Here is a 26,945-nt window from a genome sequence, read left to right as displayed (position 1 = left end):
GCCATGATGGGCTGGTCGTATTCATCGCGAAGCCACTATCCTGGGAGAAGCGAAGCGGCCAAATGCGCAACTGGGTGGCAAAGTTCTGGCGCTCGCTTTCTGCTGGCGGCCTCGTCGTGGGTACGCTGTTCTTCGTAGCTTCTCTTACGCCGACCCTTGTTCCTCGAACCTACCTGACCCAGGGCGTGCTCTCCGGGGCATGTTTCGCCGCCGGATACGGCATCGGAGTCGCGTGGCGCTGGCTGTGGGCCTATATGGAGCTTCCGGAACCGCGTGAGCGGTTCCTGCTTGCTCTCAAGATCGCCGTCGCGGCCATTTGCGCGGCAATCGCCATCTTGTTTTTATGGTGGGCGGCGGAATGGCAAAACTCAATCCGTCAACTGATGCACCTCGAACCTGTGACGAGCGCGCATCCGCTTGAAGTCTGCGTCATCGCGATCGTCATGTTCCTGATGATCATCGCGTTGGTCCGGCTCTTCAAACGCATCTCCCGTTTGATTTCAGAAAGGTCGGGCCGCTTCGTCCCCCGCAGGGTTTCGAATGTGATCGGTTTCACTGTCGCGATATTGCTGTTCTGGGCGGTCGCAAATGGCGTGCTCTTCCGCTACGCGCTCTACCTCGCCGATTCGTCCTTCGCAACGTTTGATGCCCTCGTCGAACCGGATCGAGCGCAGCCGACAGCTCCGCTCAAGACCGGCAGCGCCGCTTCCCTCGTCAGTTGGAAAGAACTTGGACGGGCAGGACGGGAGTTCATCGCGACGGGACCTACCGCTAGCGAGATAAGCACGTTCACGCAAAAGGATGCGCGCGAACCCATCCGGGTCTATGTGGGGCTTCGCACGGCCGACACGGCCGAAGAGAGGGCGCAACTTGCCCTTGAGGAATCAAAGCGCGTCGGGGCCTTCGAACGCTCCGTACTGGTCGTCATCACGCCTACCGGAAGTGGCTGGATCGATCCCGCCGCGATGGATACGGTTGAATACCTCCACAATGGCGACGTGGCGAGTGTTGCCCAGCAGTACTCCTATCTGTCGAGCCCGCTATCGTTGCTGGTCGAGCCGGAATACGGCTCTGAAGCAGCAAGGGCTTTGTTTGCCGCAATCTATGAATATTGGACGACGCTTCCCCACGACAGGCGACCCAAACTCTATCTGCATGGTCTGAGCCTCGGAGCGATGAACTCCGAGAGATCCGTGCAGCTTTTCGAGATACTTGGTGACCCTGTCCAAGGGGCGCTGTGGAGCGGTCCGCCCTTTGAGAGCAGAATCTGGCGCAGCATAACGGAGCATCGCAATGCCGGTACGCCTGCTTGGTTGCCGCGGTTCCGGAACGGTTCCTTCGTCCGCTTCATGAACCAGAATGGCGAGTCCGGTCCGGCGGACGCGCCGTGGGGTCCCATGCGCATTGTCTACCTCCAATATGCCAGCGATGCGATTACGTTTTTCGATTATCGCGACTTCTATCGTCGTCCCGAGTGGATGGACGCTCCACGCGGCCCGGACGTCTCGCCGGAACTGCGGTGGTATCCGGTGGTATCGATGCTACAGTTGGCCTTTGACATGGCCGTCGCGACCAATACGCCGATGGGCTATGGTCATGTCTTTGCGCCCGAACACTACGTCGACGCGTGGCTCGGGGTGACTGATCCGCAGGGCTGGTCTGCCGACCAGATCGCGCGATTGAAGCAGTATCTTGCCGCTCGCGGCAGGATGTGATCGCTGCCTGCGACGAGCGCGTTATGCGAGCGATTTGCTTGCGAAAGTCTACACTTTTGGCATTCGACTTTGGCTTTCCACACGACATAAGGAGATCCTCATCATGTCGGACAACCCTAAAAAAGGCCTCGATCGCCGCGATCTATTAGTTGCCTCCATTGCCACGTTCGGAGCGGCGGCCGCCCTTACGGCCAACGGTGGCGCCGCGAACGCCCAGGACACAGCGGCTTCCCCTGCCGACCCGGCATCGGGTGCGCCATCAGGGACGGTCTATACCGGCGATGTGATCCAGGGGAAGAAAGTCGTCAGCGCGCTCGACGTCGAGGACCTGGAGCCCGGCAAGAAGCACCTTCTGTATTTTCAGGGCGTGCAGATGCCCACCGGTCAGCACTGGTATGTGTCCGTGACGGTCGCCAAGGGGGCAAAGCCGGGCAAGCGCGCCGTCCTGGTCAGTGGTGTGCATGGCGACGAGATGAGTTCTGTGCATACGGTCCAGACCGTGATGAGCCAGCTCGACCCGGCGCAGATGTCGGGCACGGTGATGGCGGTCACGGACGTGTCCCGCCCGGCCCTCGAAAGCATGCAGCGCCGATGGCCCAATTCGGGCAGGGGCGCCGACCTGATCGACATGAACCGGGAATGGCCCGGCAACGAGAACGGCTTCACCGCGGCAAGCCGGCATGCCGGGCTGGTGTTCAACCGGCTGCTGCGGCCCAACGCCGACTTCGCGATCGACTTCCATACCGGAACGACCGGATTCGAGGTCACCGCATTCAATATTGCCGAGATGGACGTGCCCGAGATCAAGGCGATGGCGGAGCTCTATCCCATCGGCCAGATCTTCGACAATCCTACATATCCCAATGTCCTCCATAACGCGTTTAACGCCGCGGGCATCCCGTCCTTTTGCCCGGAGATCGGGGCTGCCCGCCACCTGGACCTCGAGATGATCGGGCTATTCGTGGAAGGCACGATGAACGTGCTCAAGCATCACGGCATCGTCGCCGGGCCGATGGGACGCACAGGCAAGGACGTGACCGTCTTTGTCGGCAACAGCGCATTCCCGATCCTGGCAACCCAAGGCGGGTTGGTCGAGTATCTGGTCAAGCTCAACGACAAGGTCGAACCCGGGCAGAAGGTGGCCGTCCAGCGCAATAGCTTCGGCGACGTGGTTGCGGAATATACAAGCAGCGTGGCTGGAGAGATGACTGGCAAGCGCAGCGATGCAATGGCCGAGCCCGGCAACCCCTTGGCATTTATCCTTTTCCACAAGGCGACGACGGAGGGCGTTGAGACCTATCCCGAGTGAGTTCACAGCCTTCCGAGGCGGCTTAGGTGAACTGATGAGCGATCTTGCTTCCCACCCAACCTGCGTCGTCCCGGCTCTTGGCGTCAAATGTCCGAGAAGGGTCGTTCAGGTGATTGGGTTTTGACCCTAATGCAGCGCCTTTACCAGCGCCGTCACCATCGTCTGCGGACGGTAGCCAAGCTTGGCCGGCGTCAGGCCGAGCCTTACCACCACCAACTGCTCCGACGGAATGATAGCTACCGTCTGCCCGTCATGCCCCTCCATCCAGTACGTATCCTGAGGCAGGCCAGCAGCGACGCCGGCGCCGGGGCTCTCCTCGTCGCCCGGGCCTTCGATCCACAACTGGCCCTTGCCGTAGACTTTCGTGGCGGGCGCTGCTTCCCGCATCCAGCCGACGAAACCGGCCGGCAAGATGTCCTCGCCGTTCCAGACGCCGTCCTGCAGCAGGAACTGGCCGAAGCGCGCCCAGTCGCGCGCTGTGGCGTAGAGATAGGACGAACCGACGAAGGTGCCATGCTCGTCGGCCTCGAGCACCGCGCTCTGCATGCCGAGGGGATTGAACAGGGCGACCCTTGGCCATGCCAGCGCCTTGTCCTTGTCGCCGATCGCATCCTGCCACAGCCGGGACAGCATCACCGCCGTGCCGCTCGAATAGGAGAACACCTTGCCGACGTCGCCGGTCAGCGGCTTGGATTCGGCAAAGCCCGCCATGTCAGGCTCGAGATAGAGCATGCGCGTCACGTCGGCGACGTCGCCATAATCCTCGTTGAATTCGAGTCCGCTCGACATCGCCATCATGTCGGCCAGGCTGATGGCGGCGCGGCCATCGGCTTTCCAGGGGCCGAACAGGCCCTGGTTGGTCATCGCCAGCTTGCCGTCCTTCACCACCGTGCCGACGATCGCGGCGTTCACCGTCTTGGTCATCGACCAGCCGAGCAGCGGCGTCTTCTGCGAAAAGCCGTCGCCATAGCGCTCGGCGACGATGCGGCCGTTCTTGACCACCACCACGGCGCGCATGCCGGTGCCGGTCAGCGCCGCATCGTCGAGGATATCAGCGATTTCGGGGTTCTGCGAGGCATCGACCCTGTCGCCTTCCGGCCAGAGCGCGTCAGGCGGCGGCGCCGGTGTCAGTGCCGCGCCGGTGACGGTCTTGGCGGCAGCAATATTGCCGTCCGGAACCGCAGCGCAGCCGAGACCGTCGCGGGCCACCGCGACGCTCTTGCCAAACACGCCGAACAGCCCCGCCGAAACCGTGCCCTTCTCCTTGTCCACTGCGACCCGCATCAGCCTCAATAGCGGATGGCCTGGCGCCTGCACGTCGACGGCAAGTACGTCATTCGCATCGCGTCCGGCGATGAAGACATTCGAGCAGACGATCTTGGCCGAATAGCCCGAGCCGACGCGGATCAGTTCCGGCGGCGCGAAATAGAGCCAGGCAGCGAGTGCAACGGCCGCCAGCACGACCAGCCCCAGCAGCCACTTGACGATCTTCGCAACGATCCGCATTTTCCGCCTTCTGGGGTCCGGCACAAGACTTATGTCATCGATTTGCCGCCATTGCTTCCGCAAATCGTGCTTATTGTCGAGCGTCGTCAACCTGATATCAACCATGATCGGCGATCACGGGAAAGACCGGGCGATCCTATGGGGTGAGCGTCCGGCGGGGCCAGAACGAGGGGGTACCTGCAGCAACAACCCATCAGCGGCCGGCTGAAACCGGCTCAGGAGTAGCGATGCGCCGTTTCGCGGTCCTCATCATGCTTGCGTTGCTTGGCGCCTGCTCGACCATCGACGATCTGACGCCGTTGGCGCCGTCTGGCTCCAGTCCGACGGTTGCCGTACGCGCCCCGCGTTTCGACGACTCCAAGCCGCATGAATGGGAAAGCGGCGCGCCATGGAACTATGCGGTTCACGGCACCGACGTCTCCAAATATCAGACCTCGGTCGACTGGCCGGCGGCCAGGGCCAGCGGCATCTCCTTCGTTTTCATCAAGGCGACCGAAGGTGGCGATCGCTTCGATAACTTTTTTGACGAGCATTGGAGTCGCACGAAAGCAGCCGGAATTCCGCGCGCGGCCTATCATTTCTATTATTTTTGCACGCCCGCCGCCACGCAAGCGCGCTGGTTCATCCGAAACGTGCCCAAAGACCGGTCGGCGATGCCCCCTGTTCTCGACATGGAATGGAACCCCCAGTCGCCAACCTGCAAGCTGCGCCCGGACTCCGCAACGGTGCGCAGCGAGATGAGCGTTTTCCTGGACATCGTCGAGAAGCATTACGGCAAGAAGCCGATCATCTACACTTCGATCGATTTCTTCGACGACAACAATTTGTCGACCTTCCGCGGCTATCCCTATTGGCTGCGTTCAGTGGCTGGCCACCCGCGCGAGAGATATGGCAGCCACCCCTTCACCTTCTGGCAGTATACAGGAACCGGCATCGTGCCGGGCATCCCGGGCAAGGCCGACATCAATGTCTTCAACGGCTCGGAAGCCGCCTGGAACAAATGGCTGCGGCAGAACACCCGTTGACACCGGGCCTGCCGCCTGCTTTCGACACAGCCGGTAGCGGATTTCCGTCTTGGAAGACCGCCTTTGTCTCGAAAGGATCGCGATGCGATTGCGCTTTGAAATTCTCGCGGCGCTGTTGCTGACCGCTTCGGCCTTGCCGGCGGCGGCACAGCAATGCGGCGGCGATTTCGAGGCGTGGAAGCAAAGCGTGGCGGTGGAAGCCAGGGCGGCAGGAGTCGGCAGCGCTGGCCTCGATGCGTTGGAGAAAGCCACCATCGACGACAAGGTGCTGGCGCGCGACCGCTCCCAGGGCGTGTTCACCCAGACCTTCCTCGAATTCTCGAACCGCATGATCTCGTCCCACCGGCTGAAGCAGGGCGCGATCAATCTGAAGAAATATGCCGATGTCTTTGCCCGCGCCGACCGCGAATTCGGCGTCCAGGCGCCGGTCATCGCCGCCTTCTGGGCACTGGAGACGGATTTTGGCGCCGTGCAAGGCGATTTCCACACGCTGAATGCGCTGGTGACGCTCTCGCATGATTGCCGCCGCCCGCAACTGTTCCGGCCGCAGATCGTGCCGCTGCTGACGCTGATCGACCGCGGCGTCCTGCCGGCCGATGTCACCGGCGCCTGGGCCGGCGAGATCGGCCAGACGCAAATGCTGCCTTCCGACTATCTGACCCGCGGCGTCGATGGCGACGGCGACGAAGTGGTCGACCTGCGCGGCAGCGCACCTGATGTGATCATGACCACGGCCAGCAAGATCATGTCGCGCGGCTGGAAGCGCGACCAGCCCTGGATCCAGGAAGTGCGCGTGCCCGACGACATGCCGTGGGACCAGACGGGGCGCACCAACAAGCTGCCGCTGACGCAGTGGGCTCAGTGGGGCGTCACCAATCCCGACGGCACGCCGCTGGTCGACAATGGCCTGAGAGCGGGTCTGGCGCTGCCGATGGGCCGCAAGGGACCGGCCTTCCTCGCCTACGACAATTTCGACGTCTACCTCGAGTGGAACCAGTCCTTCACCTACGCACTGACCGCGGCCAATCTCGCCGCGAGGCTGGCGGGCGCCCCGCAAATCGATCCGCGCAATCCCGAACCCGGCCTCATTGGCGACCAGATGAAAGAACTGCAGACCAAGCTCGAGGCCAAAGGCTATGACGTGGGCACGGTCGACGGCATTCTGGGCACCAACACCCGCGAAGCGATCCGCAAGGAACAGAAGCGGCTCGGCCTTCCCGTCGATGGCTGGCCGACACCGGAGCTTTTGGCGAAGCTGTGAAGAAAGTGAGTAGTCAGTGGGAAAATCCCGGAGCTGCATTCCGCTACCTACTAACGACTACTTCCTACTCACTATTCCCTAATCCGCCATCGTCTCCAAACTCGCAAACCCTTGCGGCGCGTCGCCCTCGTCGAATGGCGTCGTCACCTCGACGAATGTGTCGGGATAGAACCCGTTGAAGCGGGTCCTCAGCGACAGCGAATAGGCGCCGATATGGCCGATTTCGATCCAGTCGCCGGTGTCGACGGTTTCCGGCAACCAGAATGGCCGCGACAGGATATCGACGGAATCGCAGGTCGCGCCGCAGACCTTGAACGGCACGATGGTCTTCTCCACGCCATTGCGCGAGCGGATCGCGGGATCGGGGATGAAGCGTGCCGGCAGCGTGATCTTGCCGGTCCATGAATCCGACAGCGACGCCCAGATGCCGTCATTGATGTAGAGCCGCTTGCCCTTGCGCAGCAGCACCCGCACGATCAGCGACAGGCAGCGTGCCACGATCACCCTGCCCGGCTCCGCCACCAGCGGCATCTGGTCGAACTGGTATTCCTTCAGGTCGCCCGCCAGCCGCGACATGATCTGGCCGAGCGACGGCATCTCGATCTGCTTGCGGTTGGGATCATGGCCGTATTCGGCCGGAAAGCCGCCGCCGACATCGAGCCCCGCCACATCGAAGGTCAGCCGGTTGCGCACCCAGTCGGCCGAGGCCAGCGCCCGCTCGTAAGTGTCGGGATCCTCGATCTGGCTGCCGACATGGAAGCACAGGCCGACCTTGTAGCCGGTCCGGTTGAGCCGCTCGGCGAGTTCCACCGCATAGGCCGGCCCGGCGCCGAATTTCTTCGACAACTCATAAGCCGCCGATCCTTTGGTCTGGATGCGCACGAAGACAGTGATGGCGCCGGGGTCGATGTCGAGCGCCCGCACCACGCGGGTCAGCTTGGTGATCTCGTCCTCATGGTCGAGCGAGATGACGCGGATGGCATATTTCTCCAACGCCAGCTTGATGTCCGACTGTGCCTTGACCGGATGCATGTAGAGCATTTCGGCATCGGGCGAGACCGCGCGCACGGCGGCGAACTCACCTGGCGAGGCGACATCGAAGGCAGTAACGCCGGCTTCGACCAGCGCCTTCAGCACGATCTGCTCGCCATTGGTCTTGACCGCATAGGCGGTCTTGCCGGGAAACATCCCCATGAATTGCCTGGCGTCGGCCTTCAGCACCTGCGGGCGAAAGCAATAGACGGGATCGTCCGGGCGAAGCGCCAGCGCCGCTTCGCGGGCATTTTCGAATCGCTGCATGGACGAATCCCTTGACTGAGGCTGCGCACAATTAATCCAAGCTATGCGCGAATGAAAACAATTCTATGTCTCGCCCCCCTGACGCTACGGCGCTACGCCAGACATAGGAGAGCTAGCCTACCGATCTGGTTTCGGGTGGCACTTGTCATCGCAACCGTTATGGCTTCCACAGGTGACTGACCGGTCCGGAGAACCGTCTGGGAGGACGATCACATGGCGATAGCTGCCAACGCCACCACGATGCGTGGACCGATGGTGCTGAAGGACTGGGGGCAGCTTCTACTGCTCGGCGCCATCTGGGGCGGCTCGTTCTTCTTTGCCCGTATTGCGGTTGCCGAGCTTCCTCCGCTGGTGCTGGTGCTGTTTCGCGTCGCCATCGCGGCAACAGCGCTTCAGCTTTATCTCGCCCTGCGCGGTCCTTCCTTCCGTCTCGCCTTGCCGCATGCCGGCCTGTTCTTCCTGCTGGCGCTTGCCAACAATGTCATCCCCTTCTCGCTGATCTTCGCCGGCCAGACCGAACTTGGCGCCGGCGTCGCCTCCGTGCTCAATTCGACGACGCCGTTCTGGACGCTGATCCTTGCCAACGCGCTGACATCGGACGAAAAACTATCCTGGAACAAGCTTGCCGGCGTCGGGCTCGGTATCGCCGGCACCGCGGTGATGATTGGCCCCGGCTTGCTTGCCGGGCTGGGCGGCCCGGTCTGGGCGAAATTCGCGCTGATCGGCGCATCGATATCCTATGCGGTCGCCCTGATGATCGCCCGCCGCTTCAAGGGCGTGCCCTCGCCGGTCATCGCCACCGGACAATTGACCGCCTCGACTATCATCATGATCCCGGTCGTGCTCATCACCTACGGCCCAACCGGCCTGTTCGCCGTCTCGCCGCCGATCTGGGCGGCGGTGCTGGCGCTAGCATTGCTGTCCACGGCCTTCGCCTATATCCTCTATTTCAATCTCGTCGCCTCGGCCGGCGCCACCAACGCCTCGCTGGTCACGCTGATCGTGCCGGCCAGCGCCATCCTGCTCGGCTTCCTGTTCCTCGGCGAACGGCTCGAATTGTTCGAACTCGGCGGCATGGCGCTGATCGCATTCGGCCTGGTCACCATCGACGGGCGCCTGTTCGCCCCGCGTCGAATTGGAGCTGCTCCAACACCTTGAATCGTCGCCCCGGCCCGAAAATCGATTCTGATTTCGGGCCGATCCAGGCCTGTCATCCTCAATATGGCCTAGTCTTCGCCACATTTTATTCACAGGTCCGAAGCGGGTTTTTGCCGAAGAGTTTCAAGGCTTAAGGGCAAAGAGCGGGTCGCAATTTCCATAATCTCGTCGCATTGCAGCACATTTTCCGCTTGCCTGTGGCACAAATGAACCTAGACTCTCGGACATAGCTCTTTAAGAGGAGGCTATGGAATGGGACTCACGAGGCCAATCAACGCACTGATGATTTGTGCTGCGTTTGCCTTCATCGGAGCCCTCATTATGGGCTTTCTTCCGTAGACCCGCCAAAGCGGGAGAGACCAGCACTTAATAGTCTAAGCCATTGAAAAGGCCGGGTTTTTACCCGGCCTTTTTGCATTCTCCTCAGAGATTGGCAGGCTTATGCCGCCGCTGAGCCCGCCGCCTCCACCTCATGCGAGCGGATGCCGATCATGTGGCAGATGGCAAAGACGAGATCGGCGCGATTCATCGTGTAGAAATGGAAATCACCCACGCCGCGCTCGACAAGGTCAAGCACCTGTTCAGCCGCCACGGCTGACGCCACCAGCGCATGCGTCTGCGGATCGTTCTGCAGCCCGTCGAAGCGTTCGGCCAGCCATGCCGGCACCAGCGCGCCGCAGCGCGACGAGAAATTGGCGACCTGGGTGAAATTGTGCACCGGCAATATGCCTGGCACGATCGGTATGTAGATGCCGGCCCGCCGCGCCTTCTCGACATAGCGCTCATAGAGATCATTGTCGAAGAAGAACTGGGTGATCGCCCGTGTCGCGCCATTGTCGGCCTTGCGCTTCAGCATGTCGAAGTCGGTGGCGAAATCCGGGCTTTCCGGATGCTTTTCCGGATAAGCGGAGACCGATATGTCGAAATCGCCGATCCCCTTCAGCGCCCCGACCAGCTCAGCGCCATTGGCATAGCCGTCCGGATGCGGCCGGTAGGCAGCGCCGACTCCCTCGGCCGGGTCGCCGCGCAGGGCGACGAAGCGCTTGACGCCCATATCGGCGAATTCCTGGACCACCGCGTCGACCTCGTGACGCGCGGCGTTGACGCAAGTCATGTGCGCGGCCGGCGTCAGCGCCGTTTCGGTGAGAATGCGCTTGACCGTGCGGGCCGTACGCTCGCGGGTCGAGCCGCCGGCGCCATAGGTGACGGAGACGAATTTCGGCCTGAGCGGCTCCAGCCGGGTGACGGTGTCCCACAGCCTTGCTTCCATCTCGTCGTTCTTCGGCGGGAAGAATTCGAACGAAACCCGGATCTTGTCGCCAATGTCGGGACGGCGGGAAAAGCGGAACTGGTTCATCAGGCGGTTTCCCCTATTGGATATGCGTTGACCGCTTGTCGGTCGTTGGAAGGATCGGCAATCAGCATGCGGCGGTCTCGGCCCAGCCACAGCTTCACCGTGAGCCTGGCCTCATTGCCGCCGCGCGGTTCGAATTCCTGGCTGTCCTCGAGGTCGATGCCGGCCTCGGAAAACCAGTCGGCGATCTGCCGGTCGGAAAAGCCAAGCCGCACGTGCGCATGCACGTCGCGCAGGAATTCCAGCGTGTGCGGCGCGAAATCGACGATCAGCAGCCGGCCGGCCGGGCGCAGCAATCGTGCCGCCTCGCGGATGGCGCGGGCGGGATCGTCGAGATAGTGCAGCACCTGGTGGATGGTGACGAGATCGAAGGCATCGCGCTCGACCGGCGGCGCAAAAATGTCGCCCTGCCGCACCTGCGCGTTCGAAATGCCAGCCTTGTCGAGATTGGCGCGCGCCACCGTCAGCATCTCGCGCGACATGTCGATGCCGACGCCACGCCGGTAAAGCGGCGAGAAGATTTCGAGCAGGCGCCCGGTGCCGGTGCCGAGATCCAGCATCGACTGGAACGGCCGCTTGCCGACGAGCTTCAGCAGGGCTGTCTCAACGGCACGGTCCGGCACATGCAGTGAGCGGATATGGTCCCAGCTTGCGGCGTTTTCGGAAAAATATTCAGCGGCGCGGTCCTGTCGCTTGCGCTTGACCGAAGCCAGCCGTTCGAGATCGCGCTCGACCTGCGGATCGGCGCCACGGATGCCGGAGACCAGCCTGAGCACGAAATCGCGCGCCGCATCCGAATCCGACAGCCGGAAGAAGGCCCACGAGCCCTCCTGATAACGGCCGATCAATCCGGCCTCCAGCAAGAGCTTCAAGTGGCGCGACACGCGTGGCTGCGACTGGCCGAGGATTTGAGTGAGATCGGAAACGGTAAGGTCGCCGCGCGACAGCAGCGCCAGGATGCGCAACCGGCTGGATTCGGCCGCCGCCTTCAACGTATCCACCATCGTGTCGAGTGCGACATGCATCGGCGTATTCTCTTTGAAAAAGATATAAACATATGTTTATGTCGATTTTCATCGCCTTGCAAGCACTATGTCGCTTTCGGACAAAAAAATGGCGCATGCGTGATCCTGCAAGCCTGGACCGGTTTCCAGGCGGGGAACCGGTTTTCGGTCACGCCAGGCGGGAAACGTGATAGAGGCGAAAACCATGTTCGAGACGCGCAGCGGTGAAAGGCTTCTGGAAACCGACCCGGCTGATATGCCGCCGGACGGTCATGTCGTCTTCATCGGCCGCATCGCCTCACCGTGGCAGACACGTGAGACCTGTCCGAAGAACATGAGGGCGGCACGGGAGGCTGGCCAGCCGGCGATCCTCACCGTCGACCAGCCCTACCGTGACGGCCTGCTCGGGCTGGAGCGCGCCAGCCACGTCGTCATCCTGTCCTGGCTGCACCACGCGCCGCGGCGACTGATTGTGCAGAAACCGCGCCATGCCGCTGAACCGAAAGGCGTTTTTTCGCTGCGCTCCCCTGCCCGGCCGAACCCTATTGGGCTGCATATCGCCAGGCTCGTCGCCGTCGATATCGACACCGGCCGCATCGATCTCGACGCCATCGATGTGCTCGACGGCACGCCGGTCATCGACATCAAGCCCTATTTCGCCTCGACCGATGCCTTTGCCGAGGCGACCATTGCCGGGCGCGAAGAGTCCCCCGGGCGAGATGTACAATGAGCGCGCCGACCGGCCGCCGCCGCGCCATCGCCAAGGCGCTGACCGCGCTTTTGCCGCTGGCGCCCTATGCCGACATGGAAAGGATCCGCGCGGATGCCGGCGCGGTGCATATGAAGACCTTGCCGCCGACGATTGCCGTGTGGCTGGCGACCATTGCCCATATCCGCCATGCCCACACCGATTACGAAAAGCTGCTCGCCGAAGGCTATGACCGCGACTCGGCGCGGTTCTTCGTCATCGAACAGACCAACATTGTACTGACCCGCTGGCGCGCCACCCGCCTGCTCGACGACGACGATGAGGGCGAGTGAGGCGCCTTGGAGGCCTGCCCCGGCCCTGCCTTACGCCCGGTAGATCCACTGTTCGGGCACCCGCACCGAAATCTCCTCGCCGACCGTGATGCGGCCTGGCTTTTCGACCCAGGCGACGAGGCCGCGCAACCGCTTCGCCGCTTTCGGAAATGCCAGCGCGCCGGCCTCCTGGTCGGCCATGTCAGCATGTTCGGCGACCGATCGTCCGGCGATGCGACAAGGCCCGTTCTGCGCGTCGACCTTGACGGTAACGCCGCCCCTAAAGAACAGCATCGTGCCCGACGGCAGCATGGAGAGATGCGGCAGGCCCTCGATCAGGAGATTGGCGCCGATCCACTCCGGCTTGATCTCCTTGAGCCCCATCCGCCCTGCCACGATCGCCAGCTCGTCGGCCGCCACGATCGACAACTGCCGCTCGTTGCGCATCTCGGTGCCGCGCGGATACCAGGGTTCGCGGCCGCCCGAGCGCCGCGTGGCGCCGGCATGGAAATCACCGTCGATGCCGTCGAAACCGAGCCGCAGTTCATCCACCGCACGCGTCTCGAAATGGTCTGATGGCGCGACATAGAGCGACGTCACCTTCGCGGCTAGTTTTCGCGCCGGGATGATTTCGACAGGCGTCTCCGCTTCGGGAAAAAGATCCGGTGTGGTTGTCATCTGTTGCATGCCTTGGCATCTAGCCGACGTCGCCGGACGGGGTCCAGTCGAAAGCGCTGATGATCCAATCAACCGGGTTGATGGGCGTCGTCGTCGATCACGATCTTCTTACCCGAAATCCGGTGTCTTTTCGCGCCACGCCGCATTGCCGCCGTGCAGCGGCGATCTGGTGACAGCACTACGAGGAGGTTCCGATGCAGCCCGCACCCGCAATCGCAGCACTCTGGCTGATATGGCTCGTGTCCTGGCTGGCGGCCGCGGCCTGGGCCGATCCGGCAGCGAAGCGCGCCGGCTTCCAGGCGGAATTTCGTTATCGCGCCCTGTGGATGGCCGGCACCATCATGCTGTTCGTGCCGGCGCATAATTATGTCGGCCGGCTGCGGCTGTGGATGCCGACCCTCGCCGAGGCGTGGATCTGTGTCGCCCTAATCGCGATCGGCCTCGTCTTCTCCTGGTGGGCGCGGCTGCATCTTGGCCGGCTGTGGTCGGGTACGGTCACCGCGAAGGCCGGGCACCATGTTGTCGATACCGGTCCTTACCGGCTGGTCCGGCACCCGATCTATACCGGGCTGCTTTTGGCGGTCCTTGCCACCATGGCGGCGAAAGGCACGGTCTGGGGCATCGTCGGCGCTGCCCTCCTCACCATTGGCATCGTCATCAAAGCAAGGCTGGAGGAAGAGTTCCTGCGCGGCGAATTGGGCGCCGCCTATGACGAATATGCCGGCCGCGTGCCGATGCTGGTGCCGTTCGCGCCGAGCTAGACTAGCTGGCTCTACCTGCCGTGCAAAATAGCTCCGCCTGGAGACCTTACTAACGGCCCAAAGAAGCCGATGATACGTGTTATGCGCTTCTGGCCTGGGTCGAGAAAGGCTATGTCCAAACCCTCGGGAAAAGATGATCCATCCGGCATCACAAACTTCCACGCGAAGCGTGCGACCCCATGATGCACATCCACGTCACTTGTCCGCAAAATGCGGGCACCTGGCTGCTTGGCCAGAAGTCTTGTGATGTGCGCGAGCAGTTCTTCCGCGCCAATGGCATGGACTGTCGGATCTGTGTATGTTGCGCCATCGCTCCAGATCGGTAACAACAACGCCCGCCGCTGCTGGGCGTTCTCCTCCGACCAAGCAGCACAATACGAATCGATGAGTTGCGTCAAAGGCATTCTATTAGCCTCCATGGATCAAGTCTGACTCGGGATCATGCTTGGACAACAAAGCCAGAGCGCACCCTTCTTCTTTTGCCGCAAACAGCTCATCGTTATGCGGCCGACGGCAAGACGATCTCTTATCCGGCCTTACCCAGAAATTGCGATAGCACTGCGAAATCATCATGCAGGTGGCCAGCTGCAATCGCCCGTTGGAAGATCGCGTCGTAACCGTCGACCACAGAGCGGTCGATCTTACGCGCTTCCATCAGTTCCAAGAGATGCTGGAATGAGCTGTAGTGCGGCGAGATTGACGAGAGCGTCTCGTCGTCGCTGGCAAAACGGCCAGCATTCGTCCGCTTGATGAGGTCGGCGACAAGTCCGTCGACAACGGATGCGCTCGCGGTCCACTGCCGCGCCAGTTCGTCAAGGTCGATTTTCTCGGCTCGACATACGGCTACCGAATGAAGTGCGCCGAACAGCGCTCCCCACATGAGAGCGAGCAATGCGCTGTCAAGCGCGTTCGCGAGACCCAGATCCTCGCCGATATGCTGGACATTACCCCCGAGCGCACCAAGCATATCCTTGCCTGAATCGAAGGCCTGCCGTGGGCCTGAGGCCAGTATCGTGCCGTGGTCGGTACCGATGAAGTCCGGAGTGGCCATGATCGCGCCATCGAGATACGTCGCGCCGTGCTCGACTGCCCATCGACCTGCTTCGCGCGCACCATGGGGCGTTCCCGAAGTCAGTTCCACGACCAGTTTGCCCCGAATCGCCGAGGCGACGTCATCGCTGTGCAGCAGCGCGGCTGTTGCCGAATAGTCAGTCACGTTCACGACGATTATCTCAGCCGCGTCAACGGCTTCCCGCGCGGATGCCGCGACGGTGGCGCCTGCGGCAGCCAACGGCCTGGTCTTTTCCGCGGACCGGTTCCAGACCGTCGTGCGGTATCCCGCCTGAAGCAGCGCGCGGGCGAGTGCCGATCCCATACGTCCGGTCCCCAAAACACTGATTGCAGGCTTCATTCCGACACTCCATATCGATTGACGCAACACTCGGCACGCTTGCCGTTGAGGGAGAGCTATGATGTGGACGGCGTGGCGCCAATACGCACGGAGGCGTAAGTGGTTACCCGCAGGTAAGGAGAATGAGATGAACACGCCTACGGACAATGGTTTTTCGACAGCGATGAAGATGGTCGCAGGCAAATGGAAGATAAATATCCTTTGCGAGCTCGGCGCAGCGCCCCGCAGGTTCGGTCGGTTGAAGCAGTCGATTCCGGCGATCAGTGAAAAGATGCTGACGCAGCAATTGCGCGACCTGGAAGCTGGCGGCCTTGTGAACCGAAAAGTCTATCCAGGATCTCCGACAAAGGTCGTCTATTCCTTGACGGAGAGCGGAGCGGCGCTCAATGCCGGAGCAGAGGGATTATGCCTTTGGGGTGAGAAATTCCCTTCCCGTGCCGATGCTCAAGAGGGCACCCGTACTAAGAAGTCGCTGCCCAACTTCCTCTAAAGTTGATAGCGTATCGAGCGCGGGAGTGAAGCGAATGCCCACAGTTCGCCCGCTAGACTAGCGTCGGGATGGATCAGGCTCTGGATCACAGCATCCGCAACAAGGCGCCGCCGATCGAATAGCCGGCACCGAAAGCGCAGAGCAGGCCGTAGTCGCCGGCCTTCATGTCGGCATGGTTCTCCGACAGAGCGACGATAGCGCCGGCGCCCGCGGTGTTGCCGAGCCGCTCCAGCACCATCGGCGCACGGTCATGGTCGACCTCATGGCCGAACGACAGCTTCAGGATCATGGCGTTCATGCGCGCATTGGCTTGATGCAGCCAGAAGCGGCGGATCCCTTCCGGGGTCAATCCGTGCTCGGCCAGGAATTCGACGATGAATTTGTGACCGGCGACGGTGACTTCCTTGAACACCTTGTTGCCGACCTGCTTGATCAGATTGCCTTCCAGGTCGATCATATAGGGATCGTCCTGCGCGGTGCGGGTGTGGTAGCCGAGATTGGTGCGGATGTTGTTGGACATCTGCGTCCAGATACGCGTGTCGAGCACCTCGAAACGTCCCGGCCGCTTCTCGCCCTTGGCCAGCCCCTCGACCACCATCGAAACTGACGCATCGCCAAAGATGAAATGCGTCTGCCGGTCGCGGAAATTGAGATGTCCGGTGATGATCTCTGGCGTCGTCACCAGGATGCGCTTGTGCGCGCCCGCCCGCACCAGATTGACCGCGATGTGTAGCGCGGCGGCGGCCGAGGAGCAGCCAAGCCCCATATCGAAACCCGCACCCTTGGTGCCCAGCGCCTGCTGCATCTCGATGGCGATCGCCGGATAGGGCCGCTGTTGGTGCGAGGCCGAGCAGATCACCAGATCGATATCAGATGGCTGCAACCCGGCATGGTCGAGCGCTTTCCTCGCCGACGCAATGCCGAATTCGGCCTGCAGCGACAGCGCATCGTCCGGACGCGCCGGAATGCGCGGCGCCATGCGGGTCGGATCGAGAATGCCTTCCCGCTCGATCACATGGCGGGTCTGCACGCCCGAGGCATGAACGATGAAGGCGCTGTCCGATTTCGCCAGCAGCGCCTCGCCCGAAGCCTCGCGACGCACATTTTCCGTATCGACCCAGGCGTTGAAGCTTGCGACCAGCTCTTCATTGGTGATCGAAGGCTCGGGGATTTCAACGCCGAGGCCGCTAATGATGACGCGATGCATTTCCAGTCCGTCCCCGTGCGCAGGCGTTGCGGCTCTCATTTGGGCGCCGCGAAGGCTCGACGCAACAGTTTTCGTATCTGGTAGGTGTACGCCGGCATAAATCGAGTGTCTGAAGCGGCCGTTACCAGGCGCAGAGCTTGGTGTTGGTCTGCGGATTGTTCCAGCACGCGCCGTCGTCGCGGCTGCGCACGAATTGACCCGGCAGCGAGATATTGCGGCGCCCGAGATTGATAAAGCCGGCGGCAAAATCCGGCCCATCGATCTCCAGGACGTAGGTCGGATATCCCGGCGCCGAAATGCGGAAGCTGCCGTCGCTGTCCAGAGCCCGGTAGTTACAGGAGAAATAGCCGTCATCGGTGGTGAAGCAGCGCGCCCGTTTGGCCTCCGCCGCTATCGAGAAGGCAAGTATGGCGGCCATGCAAACGCTGCCGCCGAAAACCATCTTTTTCAGTGTCATCAACCACCCCATGGGCCCCATTACGGCCAAAAAAGACCTCGCGCCGCTGAAATGCGCATGGTGGCGAAACCGGGTCAAGCACCGGCCGGTACGGCCTTTCGGCGTGGCTAAAAGTTTCTAAGCAGCCCGCTTGGCAACGATGAAGATCCTGGGAAAGCGCAGCAATACCTTGCCGTTCGCCGTCTTCGGATAAGCCTCCGCAATCCTTGCCGTGTAGCGCTGCAGGAAAAGCTGCCGTTCATCCTCTTCAAGCGGATCGAGGAACGGCTTCAGCCCGGTCGACTTCACCCATTCTACGATGGCCTCGGCATCGGCCAGTGGATGATTGTAGATGGTGTGCCAGATATCGAGCCGGTCGGAAAATGGCGACAGAAGATCGTAGTAGAACGAGACCGGCGGCAGCGGCGCGCGGGCCGCATCCCTGAGCTTTTCAGCAAACGGTTTCTCCGCCGCCGTCTCCCGCATCAGTCGATGCGAATCCTCGGCCATATTGTCGGGCATCTGAACGGCAAGCGCGCCGCGGGGCGCCAGCAAGCCCATCAGCCGCTGAAAGATCGCCGGGTGCTCCGGCAGCCACTGGAACACCGCATTGGCGAAGATCACGTCGACCGGCTTCTCAGGCTGCCACGCCGCCGCATCCGCCAGGGCGAAGGTGACGCCGGGCAGGCGTGCCCTCGCCTTCTCGATCATGTCAGGCGAGGTGTCGAAGCCGCTGACCTCGGCATCCGGCCAGCGCTCGACGAGAAGCTCGGTCGAATTGCCCGGCCCGCAGCCGATGTCGACGACCCGGCGCGGGAAATCCACCGGCACCTGCGCCACGAGATCACGCGCCGGGCGCGTGCGCTCGTCCTCGAACTTCAGATATTGGGCGGCGGACCAGTCAGCCATTTTTTCCTCAACCTTCTCGAGAGATCGAGTTACCCAGCTTGGCGCACCTTTGCATCTCACTTCTGGTTGAGAACCGTCTGATGAGATGTTGGTCCGCAGGAAACTACCTTGTCAGCCGCTTGTACGTCATCCTGTGCGGGTTGACTGCGTCCGGCCCGAGGCGGCGGATCTTGTCCTGCTCGTAATCCTCGAAATTGCCCTCGAACCATTCGACATGGCTGTCGCCCTCGAAGGCGAGGATGTGCGTCGCCAGACGGTCGAGGAACATGCGATCGTGCGAGATGATGACGGCGCAGCCGGCGAAGTTTTCCAGCGCGTCTTCGAGCGCCGCCAACGTTTCCGTATCAAGATCGTTGGTCGGTTCGTCGAGCAGCAGCACATTGCCGCCGGTCTTCAGCATCTTGGCCAGATGCACGCGGTTGCGCTGGCCGCCGGAGAGATTACCGACCTTCTGCTGCTGGTCCTGGCCGCGGAAGTTGAACGACGAGCAATAGGCCCGCGTGTTGGCCTCGTATTTGCCGAGCTTGACCACTTCGGCGCCGCCCGAGATTTCTTCCCACACGGTCTTTGACGGATCGAGCTGGTCGCGGCTCTGGTCGACATAGCCGAGCTTGACCGTCTCGCCAACGCGGACCGTGCCGGCATCCGGCTTTTCCTGGCCGGTGATCATGCGAAACAGCGTCGTCTTGCCGGCGCCGTTCGGGCCGATGACGCCGACGATGCCGCCGGGCGGCAGCTTGAATTCCAGCCCTTCGATCAGGAGCGTATCGCCAAAACCCTTCGACAGGCCGTCGACCTCTATCACCACATTGCCGAGCCGCTCGCCATGCGGAATGACGATCTGGGTGTCTGTCGGACGCCGCTTGTCGGCTGCATCCAGCAGATCCTGGAACGCCTGGATACGCGCTTTCGACTTGGTCTGCCGGGCCTTCGGGCTGGACTGGATCCACTCGCGCTCGCGGCCGATGGCGCGCTGGCGGGCGTCGTCCTCGCGGCCCTCCTGCTTGAGGCGCTTAGCCTTGGCTTCGAGATATTTGGTGTAGTTGCCCTCATAGGGAATGCCGCGGCCGCGGTCGAGCTCGAGAATCCAGCCGGTTACATTGTCGAGGAAGTAGCGATCGTGGGTGATGATCATCACCGCGCCGGGATAGGCGCGCAGGTGCTTTTCCAGCCAAGCCGTGGTCTCGGCGTCGAGATGGTTGGTCGGCTCGTCGAGCAGCAGAAGGTCGGGCTGGCGCAGCAGGAGCTGGCAGAGCGCGACGCGGCGGCGCTCGCCGCCCGACAGCTTGGTGACGTCGGCATCCTTGGGCGGGCAGCCCAGCGCCTCCATCGCCATCTCGACCTGCTGTTCGAGATCCCAGAGATTGAGCCGGTCCATCTCGTCCTGCAGCTTGGCCGACTCGTCCGCCGTCTCGTCGGAATAGTTCATCATCAATTCATTGTAGCGCTCGATGATGGCGGTCTTGGCGGCGACGCCTTCCATGATGTTTTCGAACACAGTCTTTTTCGGATCGAGCGCCGGCTCCTGCGCCAGGTAGCCGACGGTAGCACCCTCGGCCAGCCACGCCTCGCCGTTCCACTCCTTGTCGATGCCGGCCATGATCTTGAGGATCGTCGACTTGCCGGCGCCGTTGGGGCCGAGGATGCCGATCTTGGCGTCGGGGTAGAAGGACAGATGGATGTTCTCGAGCACCTTCTTGGTGCCATAGGCCTTGTTGAGGCCGGCCATGTGATAGATGAACTGGCGTGCCACGCGCGCTTTCCCTGAAAAGTCGACTGGAATGTCGGATTGAGTGGAAGTTGGGCGCTATGTAGGCGATGCGGCGCCGAACGGCAAACGGTTTTGGCGCATCAGTCCTGCCTTCGGCCGTCAAGCATCCACCGAAGTGGCGACGTTTTCGGTCCGTCCTACAGCCCGGCGCAAGCACTGGTTAACCATTCCGCGTCAAAACGGTGTTGGGTGGGAAATCGTCGGCGAGCCGCGATTTCCGCAGAGGGATCGGGTCGAAGGCATTGCTGAACAGTCTCCTGCTCCTTGCCGAAGCGGCGCTTTATTTCGGCGCCATGACCACGCTTTTCCGGTTCAGGCACCGCATCGGCCTCGGCGTGTTCATATGCGCGCTTGGCGTCATGCATTTTCTGGAAACCTACCTCGCCAGCGTGTTTTATGTCGCGCTGCCCTTCGGCATGGTTTCGCCGGGTTCCGCGGTGCTGTTCTCCGGCAAGCTGGTGATGCTTCTCCTGCTCTACATCAAGGAGGACGCGGCCACTGTCCGTCAGCCGATCTACGGCCTGTTGCTCGGCAACGCCCTGATGATCGGACTTGTGCTGATCCTGCGCATGCATGCGATTTCGCCGCTTCCCAGCGGCAAGCTTCCCGACATCGGCTTCATCGACCAGATGGGCTGGCTGATGGTGTGGGGTACGACACTGCTGTTCATCGACGCCATCCTGATCATCCTGCTTTATGAAAAGCTTGGGCGTTATCTGCGCAAGGCGCTGTTTACCCGTATCCTGATCTCGGTTGCTTGCGTGCTGACCTTCGACCAGGCGGGATTTTTCACCGCGCTGCATTTCGTCACCGGCGCGCCGATCGGGGTCTTCTTCGGTGGCTGGTTCGCCAAGATGGTGGCCGCCCTTGCTTACGCCACCATGCTTGTCGCCTATCTCAAATGGTTCGAGGCGCGGCAGATCCCAGCGCCGCGTGGACTTTCCGACATTTTCGACACATTGACCTATCGCGAGCGCTATGAGGCGCTGGTCGAGCATGTCGGCCGCGACGGCCTCACCGGCCTGCTGCACAGGGGCCGTTTCGACAGCGATGGCGAAGCCGGCGTTGCCGCCAGCCTGCGGACGGCAAAGCCGCTCAGTCTCCTGATCATCGATGTCGACCATTTCAAATCGATCAACGACCGTTTCGGCCACGCCGAGGGCGACAAGGTGCTGAAATCGATCGCTGCCCTGCTCGGCGAGATCGCCAGCCCCGAGGACGAGGTGTTCAGGATCGGCGGCGAGGAGTTCGCCATCCTCTGCTCGCGTCCGCATTCGCTCGCCAGGCTGCTTGGCGAAAGCATCCGCCATGCGGTCAAGGCATCCCCGGCCACCAGCCGGTTCGATATCACCGTCAGCGCCGGCATCTCCACCGTCAGCGAGTCGACCCGTTGCCTTGCCGACCTTTTCGCGCTGGCCGACCAGCGTCTCTACAAGGCCAAATCGACCGGACGCGACCGCACCATTGGCGAACCGGGCGGTCACGAGGCCGACAGCCTCAAGGCGTGGACCAGATCAGGGCGCGGCGCCGGGGCATAGCTTGCGGCCTGCCTGCTGGCTTGCCTGTTATTGGAACCCTACGGAATCGATGACGCCCTTCGGACAACCGGCTTTGCTTGTCGGCGCGGACGCCTGCATCAGGTCGCCGAGCTTGCTGTTCAGACCAATAGGACCGGTCAGGCCAAGCGTCAGCTCACCAATGAGCCGCCTGCCGTCCGACGGATCGACCAGGCAGGAGACGCGGACCCGCTCGCCTGCCCCGGCGCCAAAGGCGCTGTCGAAGGCACTTCGAATCTGATTTGACGTCAGCTGCTTGCCGACATTCTTTGCGAACAGATCGCGCACCGGCGAAGCATTCACCGCGCGCATCAGCCTCAGCGCATCGGAGAAATACTCTTGCTGGCTCTTGCCGTAGCAAGTGCCGTGCTTGATCCATTCATGCCTTTCCAGGTCGGATGCGGTGCCCGGCATCACCTGGTCGAGTTCCGACCGTGTATTCGCATCGAGCTCGACTGGCGGCAGATCCTGCCAATGGGCCGGATTGTCGTTGGCCTTGTCGGCCGCTGCCACCTGGCAATAGAAATTCCCATTCGGCTGCGGCCACAACCCATGCAAGGTGAAATGCGTCGCGTCAAAGCCGCGAGTGGTCTGGGCCTTGCACTCGGTCTTGCCGGGCTTGGTCTCGCAAAACGCCGGCTGCCAGCTCAACGCGAAGACATATTCGGGCTTTCCCGAGGCCGCGGCCTTGCTTTGATCGGCCGGCGCGGGTGCAGCCGGCGATGCGCTGCCGCCCGAAACATGGCCACAACTTACCTTCACCCAGCGGCGCTCCGGATCCGCTCCCGGCACGCGGATCAGATAGTGCGTCGGCGCATCCTTGTTGCCGGCCAGCAGCTCGTAGCTCTGTCCGGCACTGGTCGAGATATCGCCGGGGTTCTTGCCGCTCTTGACGGCCTGCGTCGCCGGACAGGCGGCGTCGGCCACGAAGGCGCCGCTCATCTTCACCTCGGCGCGCGCCGTACCCGTCAGCAACATGGCCAAAAGCGCCAATCCGAAAGCAAGACCTGACCGCATAAGAATTCCTCGATTGAAAAACTGCGGCAGCAGACTGCCGCCCTCTTCTGGATATCAGGATTTTCCTTGTCAGAATTGCGATACTGCGAAGCAAGAACGGTGCGGAAAACGCCGCCGTCGGATTGACGCAGGATAGGCGCCGGCACACAACGCTTTAAAGGCGTGGAAAACGCGTTGGGGACGAAGCGAGAAATGTCATTCAGCCAACAGCGCATACTGCGTTCGCCGACCGGGGCCGAGCTCACCCTCTATGTCAAACGCGCCGAAGGCCGCCCGCGCGCCGTGGTCCAGATCAATCACGGCCTGGCCGAGCACGCCGCGCGCTATGTCCGCTTCGCCACCTTTCTGGGTCAGCGCGGCTTCCATGTCTACGCCCATGACCATCGCGGCCATGGCGCAACCAGGGCGCCCGATGCCCCCCTCGGCAGGTTCGCTCAAACAGACGGCGGCATCAAGGTCATCGCCGATGTGGCGGCCGTGCACGATCTGATCGCCAGCGAACATCCCGGTCTTCCGGTCATCCTTTTCGGCCATTCGATGGGCGGCCTCGTTGCGCTGAATTTCATGCTTGCCCTTTCGGGCCGGCTGCACGCCGCCGCCATCTGGAACGCCAATTTTTCCACTGGGCTCGCCGGCCATGCCGCCCTGGCCATCCTGGCCTGGGAAAAATTCCGGCTGGGCTCCGACGTGCCGTCGCGCCTGCTGCCGAGGCTGACATTCCAGACCTGGGGCAAGGCTGTCCCCGGTCACCGCACGCCATTCGACTGGCTGTCGCGTGATGCGGCCGAAGTCGATAAATATGTCGCCGATCCGCTCTGCGGCTGGGATGCCTCGGTGTCGATGTGGCGCGACGTGTTCGGCTTCATCTTCCACGGCGCCGTCGATGCCAATTTTTCCGATATCCGCAAGACCCTGCCGATCTATCTGGTCGGCGGCGAAAAGGACCCGGCTACCGACGGCGGCAAGGCGGTCAGCCACCTTGCCGGGCGCATGCACAGGATGGGCTTTTCGAATCTCGTTTCAAAGGTTTACGCCGAGACCCGCCACGAAAGCCTGAACGAGGTGAACAGAGACATCATCATGAACGATTTCGCCACATGGGCTGGAGGCACGCTGAAAGCCTGATGGGTTGGCCCATCGCAAGGACCGTGACAGCGGCACGCGGGATTGATAGAGGCTGCGCTTTCGATCAATCTGTGGTGATCCATGACTGAGCCTCCACTGAAAGGCGTGCGCGTCATCGAACTCGCCCGCATCCTGGCCGGGCCTTGGGCCGGGCAGTTGCTGGCCGATCTCGGAGCCGACGTCATCAAGGTCGAGAGCCCCGACGGCGGCGACGATACCCGCAAATGGGGACCGCCCTTCGTCATGAGCCATGACGGCGAGAACCTCTCGGCCGCCTATTACCATTCCTGCAATCGCGGCAAGCGCTCCATATCAGTCGACTTCTCGACACCGGAAGGTGCCGAGACGATACGCCGGCTGGTCGCGACAGCGGATGTGCTGATCGAGAACTTCAAGCTCGGTGGCCTCAGGAAATACGGGCTCGACCATGATAGCCTGCGCAAGATCAACCCGCGCCTGATCTATTGCTCGATCACCGGCTTCGGCCAGGACGGACCCTATGCGCCTCGCGCCGGCTACGATTTCATCATCCAGGCCATGGCCGGCATGATGTCGATCACAGGTGAGGCCGGCCGCGAGCCGCAAAAGGCCGGCGTCGCCATCTCCGATATCTTCACCGGCCTCTATTCGGTCATCGCCATCCAGGCCGCCCTTCGCCATGCCGAGAAGACCGGCGAAGGCCAGCATATCGATATGGCGCTCTACGACAGCCAGATCTCGGCACTCGGCAACCAGAACCTCAATTATCTGGTGTCGGGAAAATCGCCGGTGCAGATGGGCAACGCGCATATGAACATCGCGCCCTACGAGGTGCTGCCGGTGAAGGATGGTCACATCATCCTGGCCGTCGGCAATGACGGCCAGTTCGCCAAATTCTGTGCTGCCGTCGGTCTCGACGAATTGCCTGCGAACCCCGATTTCGCTACCAATCCCGCCCGTGTCGCCAACCGGGTGAAGCTGCGCGAACGCGTGATCGAGACGCTGAAGGCTTTCGATCGCGATCCGTTGCTGACCAGGCTCGAAGCAGCTGGCGTGCCGGCGAGCCCGATCAACAATATCGGCCAGATGTTTGCCGATCCGCAGACGATTGCGCGCGGGATGCGGCTCGACCTCGACGACGGCCACGGCAATCTTCTGCCTTCGGTGCGCGCGCCGATGGTCATGTCGGGCACGCCGCTCGTCTATGAGCGGCCTTCGCCGCGTCTGGGCGAACACACCGAAGAAATCCTTGCCGAGCTGGAGAGATCAGGAAAATGAAGACCGGCGGACAATTGATTGTCGATGCGCTCGAAGCCAACGGCACCGACCGCATCTATTGCGTGCCGGGAGAATCCTATCTCGCGGTGCTCGACGCGCTGCACGATTCGCCGATCCGCACCATCGTCTGCCGCCAGGAAGGCGGTGCGGCGATGATGGCCGACTGCCATGGCCGCCTGACCGGCAGGCCCGGCATCTGCTTCGTCACCCGCGGCCCCGGCGCCACAAACGCTTCGGCCGGCATCCACATCGCCATGCAGGATTCGGTTCCCGTCATCCTGTTCATCGGCCAGGTCGCCAGCCACGCCAAGCAGCGCGAGGCCTTCCAGGAAGTGGATTACGTCAGGTTTTTCGGCGACATCGCCAAATGGGTCGTCGAAATCGATGACGCCTCGCGCATTCCCGAATTCGTCACCCGCGCCTTCGCGGTGGCGACATCCGGCCGTCCCGGCCCGGTGGTGGTCTCGCTGCCCGAAGACATGCTGACCAGCCTGGCCGAGGCACCGGAAGCGCTTCCGCACACGCCGGTGGAGACGCGTCCCGGCGAGGCTGAGCTAGACTCGCTGGAAATGCTGCTTACCGGCGCAAAGCACCCCTTCGTTATTCTCGGCGGCACGCGCTGGGACGAGCAGGCAGTGGCGCGGATGCGGACGATCGCCGAGACGTGGTCGCTGCCCGTGGGATGTTCCTTCCGCCGTCAGATGCTGTTCGACCATCTTCATCCGAGTTATGCCGGCGACGTCGGCATCGGCATCAACCCGAAGCTGGCGGCGGCGATCAAGCAGGCCGATGTCGTGCTGCTGATCGGCGGCCGCATGGGCGAGATGCCGTCATCCGACTACACGTTGCTGAAGAGCCCCTTTCCCGACCAGGCGCTGGTGCATGTCCATGCCGACGCCGGCGAATTGGGCCGCGTCTACCGGCCGACCCTGGCGATCAATGCTTCGCCTTCGGCCTTTGTTGAAGCCTTCGCGAAACGAAAGCCAACCGGCACGCCCGCCTGGGCACCGGAGACGGCGAAGCATCATGCCGCCTATCTCGACTGGTCGACACCGCCGGAAACCGGCCCGGGTCCGGTACAGATGGGGCCGATCATGAACTATCTCGAAACGGTGCTGCCCGACGATGCGATCCTTACCAATGGCGCCGGCAATTACGCGACCTGGGTGCATCGCTTCCACCGATCCCGCCGCTTTGGCACCCAGGCGGCCCCCACCTCCGGCTCGATGGGCTATGGCACGCCGGCGGCGGTCGCCGCCAAGGAATTGTTCCCGGATCGCGACGTCATCGCCTTTGCCGGCGACGGTTGCTTCCTGATGAACGGGCAGGAATTCGCCACCGCCGTGCAATACAATCTCCCGATCGTCGTCATCGTCGTCAACAACGGCATTTACGGCACCATCCGCATGCATCAGGAGCGAGAATATCCCGGCCGCGTCGTCGCCACGGACTTGAAAAATCCTGATTTCGCAGCTCTCGCCCGCGCCTATGGCGGCCATGGCGAGACGGTGGAGAAGACCGCCGATTTCGCGTCCGCCTTCGAGCGCGCGCGCAGCAGCGGCAAACCCTCGATCGTCGAGATCAGGCTCGATCCAGAGGCCATCACGCCGACCCGCACGATGACCCAGATTCGCGACAAGGCCTGATAAACAGGGCGGTTGCCCTGTTTGCTGTCG

At 62.3% G+C, this 26,945-nt stretch carries 25 protein-coding genes; 13 read left to right on the top strand and 12 right to left on the bottom strand.

Features of this window, described 5'->3' with window-relative positions; translation table 11 throughout:
• The first annotated feature begins 62 nt into the window (after window positions 1-62).
• Entirely contained in the window at window positions 63-1,715 is a 1,653-nt protein-coding gene (locus OHD62_RS24565) for an alpha/beta hydrolase (RefSeq protein WP_263788053.1), read from the top strand.
• Window positions 1,716-1,818: 103 nt separating this feature from the next.
• Window positions 1,819-3,024: a succinylglutamate desuccinylase/aspartoacylase family protein gene (locus tag OHD62_RS24560; protein ID WP_263788050.1), complete on the top strand. Its 1,206-nt coding sequence runs from the start codon at window positions 1,819-1,821 to the stop codon at window positions 3,022-3,024.
• A gap of 126 nt (window positions 3,025-3,150) precedes the next feature.
• Here the strand turns inward: OHD62_RS24560 and OHD62_RS24555 are convergent, their stop codons facing one another.
• Window positions 3,151-4,530, bottom strand: coding sequence for a serine hydrolase domain-containing protein (locus OHD62_RS24555; RefSeq protein WP_263788049.1), 1,380 nt, complete (start codon window positions 4,528-4,530; stop codon window positions 3,151-3,153).
• A gap of 227 nt (window positions 4,531-4,757) precedes the next feature.
• Between OHD62_RS24555 and OHD62_RS24550 the strand changes: the two genes are divergently transcribed.
• Together OHD62_RS24550 and OHD62_RS24545 are read left to right on the top strand one after the other, a co-directional pair.
• The gene (locus tag OHD62_RS24550; protein WP_263788048.1) at window positions 4,758-5,555 is read left to right on the top strand and encodes a glycoside hydrolase family 25 protein; all 798 of its coding nucleotides are present in this window, start codon (window positions 4,758-4,760) and stop codon (window positions 5,553-5,555) included.
• Between the two features lie 82 nt (window positions 5,556-5,637).
• Entirely contained in the window at window positions 5,638-6,816 is a 1,179-nt protein-coding gene (locus tag OHD62_RS24545) for a lytic murein transglycosylase (RefSeq protein ID WP_263788046.1), read from the top strand.
• Between the two features lie 78 nt (window positions 6,817-6,894).
• Here OHD62_RS24545 and OHD62_RS24540 read toward each other — a convergent pair whose 3' ends face one another.
• Entirely contained in the window at window positions 6,895-8,115 is a 1,221-nt protein-coding gene (locus OHD62_RS24540) for an alanine racemase (protein WP_263788045.1), read from the bottom strand.
• 213 nt (window positions 8,116-8,328) lie between these two features.
• On the opposite strand from OHD62_RS24540, the gene OHD62_RS24535 reads away from it, so the two are divergent.
• A complete protein-coding gene (locus tag OHD62_RS24535) occupies window positions 8,329-9,273 on the top strand; it encodes a DMT family transporter (protein ID WP_263788043.1) in 945 nt (314 codons plus the stop codon).
• Window positions 9,274-9,712: 439 nt separating this feature from the next.
• Here OHD62_RS24535 and metF read toward each other — a convergent pair whose 3' ends face one another.
• Window positions 9,713-10,630, bottom strand: coding sequence for a methylenetetrahydrofolate reductase [NAD(P)H] (gene metF / locus OHD62_RS24530; RefSeq protein WP_263788041.1), 918 nt, complete (start codon window positions 10,628-10,630; stop codon window positions 9,713-9,715).
• Window positions 10,630-11,652 carry an ArsR/SmtB family transcription factor gene (locus OHD62_RS24525; RefSeq protein ID WP_263788039.1) on the bottom strand — a complete coding sequence of 341 codons (1,023 nt, stop codon included), beginning with the start codon at window positions 11,650-11,652 and terminating at the stop codon, window positions 10,630-10,632. Before OHD62_RS24525 ends, metF begins: the two co-directional genes overlap by 1 nt.
• A 184-nt stretch (window positions 11,653-11,836) precedes the next feature.
• Here OHD62_RS24525 and tsaA point away from each other — a divergent pair, with 184 nt between their 5' ends.
• Both tsaA and OHD62_RS24515 read left to right on the top strand, forming a co-directional pair.
• Window positions 11,837-12,361, top strand: a complete 525-nt coding sequence (gene tsaA, locus OHD62_RS24520; RefSeq protein ID WP_263788037.1) for a tRNA (N6-threonylcarbamoyladenosine(37)-N6)-methyltransferase TrmO — start codon at window positions 11,837-11,839, stop codon at window positions 12,359-12,361.
• Entirely contained in the window at window positions 12,358-12,672 is a 315-nt protein-coding gene (locus OHD62_RS24515; protein WP_263788035.1) for a DUF2293 domain-containing protein, read from the top strand. The genes tsaA and OHD62_RS24515 overlap by 4 nt, the downstream gene beginning before the upstream one ends.
• A 30-nt stretch (window positions 12,673-12,702) precedes the next feature.
• On the opposite strand, the gene OHD62_RS24510 is transcribed toward OHD62_RS24515, so the two are convergent.
• On the bottom strand, window positions 12,703-13,338 hold the full coding sequence (locus OHD62_RS24510) for an MOSC domain-containing protein (RefSeq protein ID WP_263788033.1): 636 nt from the start codon (window positions 13,336-13,338) through the stop codon (window positions 12,703-12,705).
• 185 nt (window positions 13,339-13,523) lie between these two features.
• On the opposite strand from OHD62_RS24510, the gene OHD62_RS24505 reads away from it, so the two are divergent.
• Window positions 13,524-14,090: a methyltransferase family protein gene (locus tag OHD62_RS24505; RefSeq protein WP_263788032.1), complete on the top strand. Its 567-nt coding sequence runs from the start codon at window positions 13,524-13,526 to the stop codon at window positions 14,088-14,090.
• Window positions 14,091-14,101: 11 nt separating this feature from the next.
• Here OHD62_RS24505 and OHD62_RS24500 read toward each other — a convergent pair whose 3' ends face one another.
• Window positions 14,102-14,494 (bottom strand): hypothetical protein, encoded by a 393-nt coding sequence (locus OHD62_RS24500; protein ID WP_263788030.1) that lies wholly within the window; start codon window positions 14,492-14,494, stop codon window positions 14,102-14,104.
• 122 nt (window positions 14,495-14,616) lie between these two features.
• Entirely contained in the window at window positions 14,617-15,501 is an 885-nt protein-coding gene (locus OHD62_RS24495; RefSeq protein ID WP_263788028.1) for an NAD(P)-dependent oxidoreductase, read from the bottom strand.
• A gap of 127 nt (window positions 15,502-15,628) precedes the next feature.
• Between OHD62_RS24495 and OHD62_RS24490 the strand changes: the two genes are divergently transcribed.
• Complete coding sequence (locus OHD62_RS24490) at window positions 15,629-15,991, top strand: winged helix-turn-helix transcriptional regulator (RefSeq protein WP_263788026.1); 363 nt, start codon at window positions 15,629-15,631, stop codon at window positions 15,989-15,991.
• 85 nt (window positions 15,992-16,076) lie between these two features.
• Here the strand turns inward: OHD62_RS24490 and OHD62_RS24485 are convergent, their stop codons facing one another.
• The 4 genes from OHD62_RS24485 to ettA all read right to left on the bottom strand — a co-directional run bounded on the left by OHD62_RS24485 (window position 16,077) and on the right by ettA (window position 20,296).
• Window positions 16,077-17,198: a beta-ketoacyl-ACP synthase III gene (locus OHD62_RS24485; RefSeq protein ID WP_263788024.1), complete on the bottom strand. Its 1,122-nt coding sequence runs from the start codon at window positions 17,196-17,198 to the stop codon at window positions 16,077-16,079.
• 121 nt (window positions 17,199-17,319) lie between these two features.
• The gene (locus OHD62_RS24480; protein WP_263788022.1) at window positions 17,320-17,655 is read right to left on the bottom strand and encodes a hypothetical protein; all 336 of its coding nucleotides are present in this window, start codon (window positions 17,653-17,655) and stop codon (window positions 17,320-17,322) included.
• Between the two features lie 117 nt (window positions 17,656-17,772).
• Window positions 17,773-18,543 carry a trans-aconitate 2-methyltransferase gene (tam, locus tag OHD62_RS24475; protein ID WP_263788021.1) on the bottom strand — a complete coding sequence of 257 codons (771 nt, stop codon included), beginning with the start codon at window positions 18,541-18,543 and terminating at the stop codon, window positions 17,773-17,775.
• 103 nt (window positions 18,544-18,646) lie between these two features.
• Complete coding sequence (ettA, locus tag OHD62_RS24470; protein ID WP_263788018.1) at window positions 18,647-20,296, bottom strand: energy-dependent translational throttle protein EttA; 1,650 nt, start codon at window positions 20,294-20,296, stop codon at window positions 18,647-18,649.
• 260 nt (window positions 20,297-20,556) lie between these two features.
• Between ettA and OHD62_RS24465 the strand changes: the two genes are divergently transcribed.
• Window positions 20,557-21,852, top strand: coding sequence for a GGDEF domain-containing protein (locus OHD62_RS24465; protein WP_263788016.1), 1,296 nt, complete (start codon window positions 20,557-20,559; stop codon window positions 21,850-21,852).
• 27 nt (window positions 21,853-21,879) lie between these two features.
• On the opposite strand, the gene OHD62_RS24460 is transcribed toward OHD62_RS24465, so the two are convergent.
• Complete coding sequence (locus OHD62_RS24460) at window positions 21,880-22,887, bottom strand: ribonuclease T2 family protein (RefSeq protein WP_263788013.1); 1,008 nt, start codon at window positions 22,885-22,887, stop codon at window positions 21,880-21,882.
• Between the two features lie 192 nt (window positions 22,888-23,079).
• Here OHD62_RS24460 and OHD62_RS24455 point away from each other — a divergent pair, with 192 nt between their 5' ends.
• The 3 genes from OHD62_RS24455 to OHD62_RS24445 all read left to right on the top strand — a co-directional run bounded on the left by OHD62_RS24455 (window position 23,080) and on the right by OHD62_RS24445 (window position 26,915).
• Window positions 23,080-24,012, top strand: a complete 933-nt coding sequence (locus OHD62_RS24455; protein WP_263788011.1) for an alpha/beta fold hydrolase — start codon at window positions 23,080-23,082, stop codon at window positions 24,010-24,012.
• Between the two features lie 81 nt (window positions 24,013-24,093).
• Window positions 24,094-25,269 (top strand): CaiB/BaiF CoA transferase family protein, encoded by a 1,176-nt coding sequence (locus tag OHD62_RS24450; RefSeq protein WP_263788009.1) that lies wholly within the window; start codon window positions 24,094-24,096, stop codon window positions 25,267-25,269.
• Window positions 25,266-26,915, top strand: a complete 1,650-nt coding sequence (locus tag OHD62_RS24445) for a thiamine pyrophosphate-binding protein (protein ID WP_263788007.1) — start codon at window positions 25,266-25,268, stop codon at window positions 26,913-26,915. The genes OHD62_RS24450 and OHD62_RS24445 overlap by 4 nt, the downstream gene beginning before the upstream one ends.
• Window positions 26,916-26,945 lie beyond the last annotated feature (30 nt).

The organism is Mesorhizobium sp. YC-39, from assembly GCF_025753795.1.
In the GTDB taxonomy this organism is placed as follows: Bacteria; Pseudomonadota; Alphaproteobacteria; order Rhizobiales; family Rhizobiaceae; genus Mesorhizobium.
This window is presented reverse-complemented; position numbering and strand designations above follow the sequence as displayed.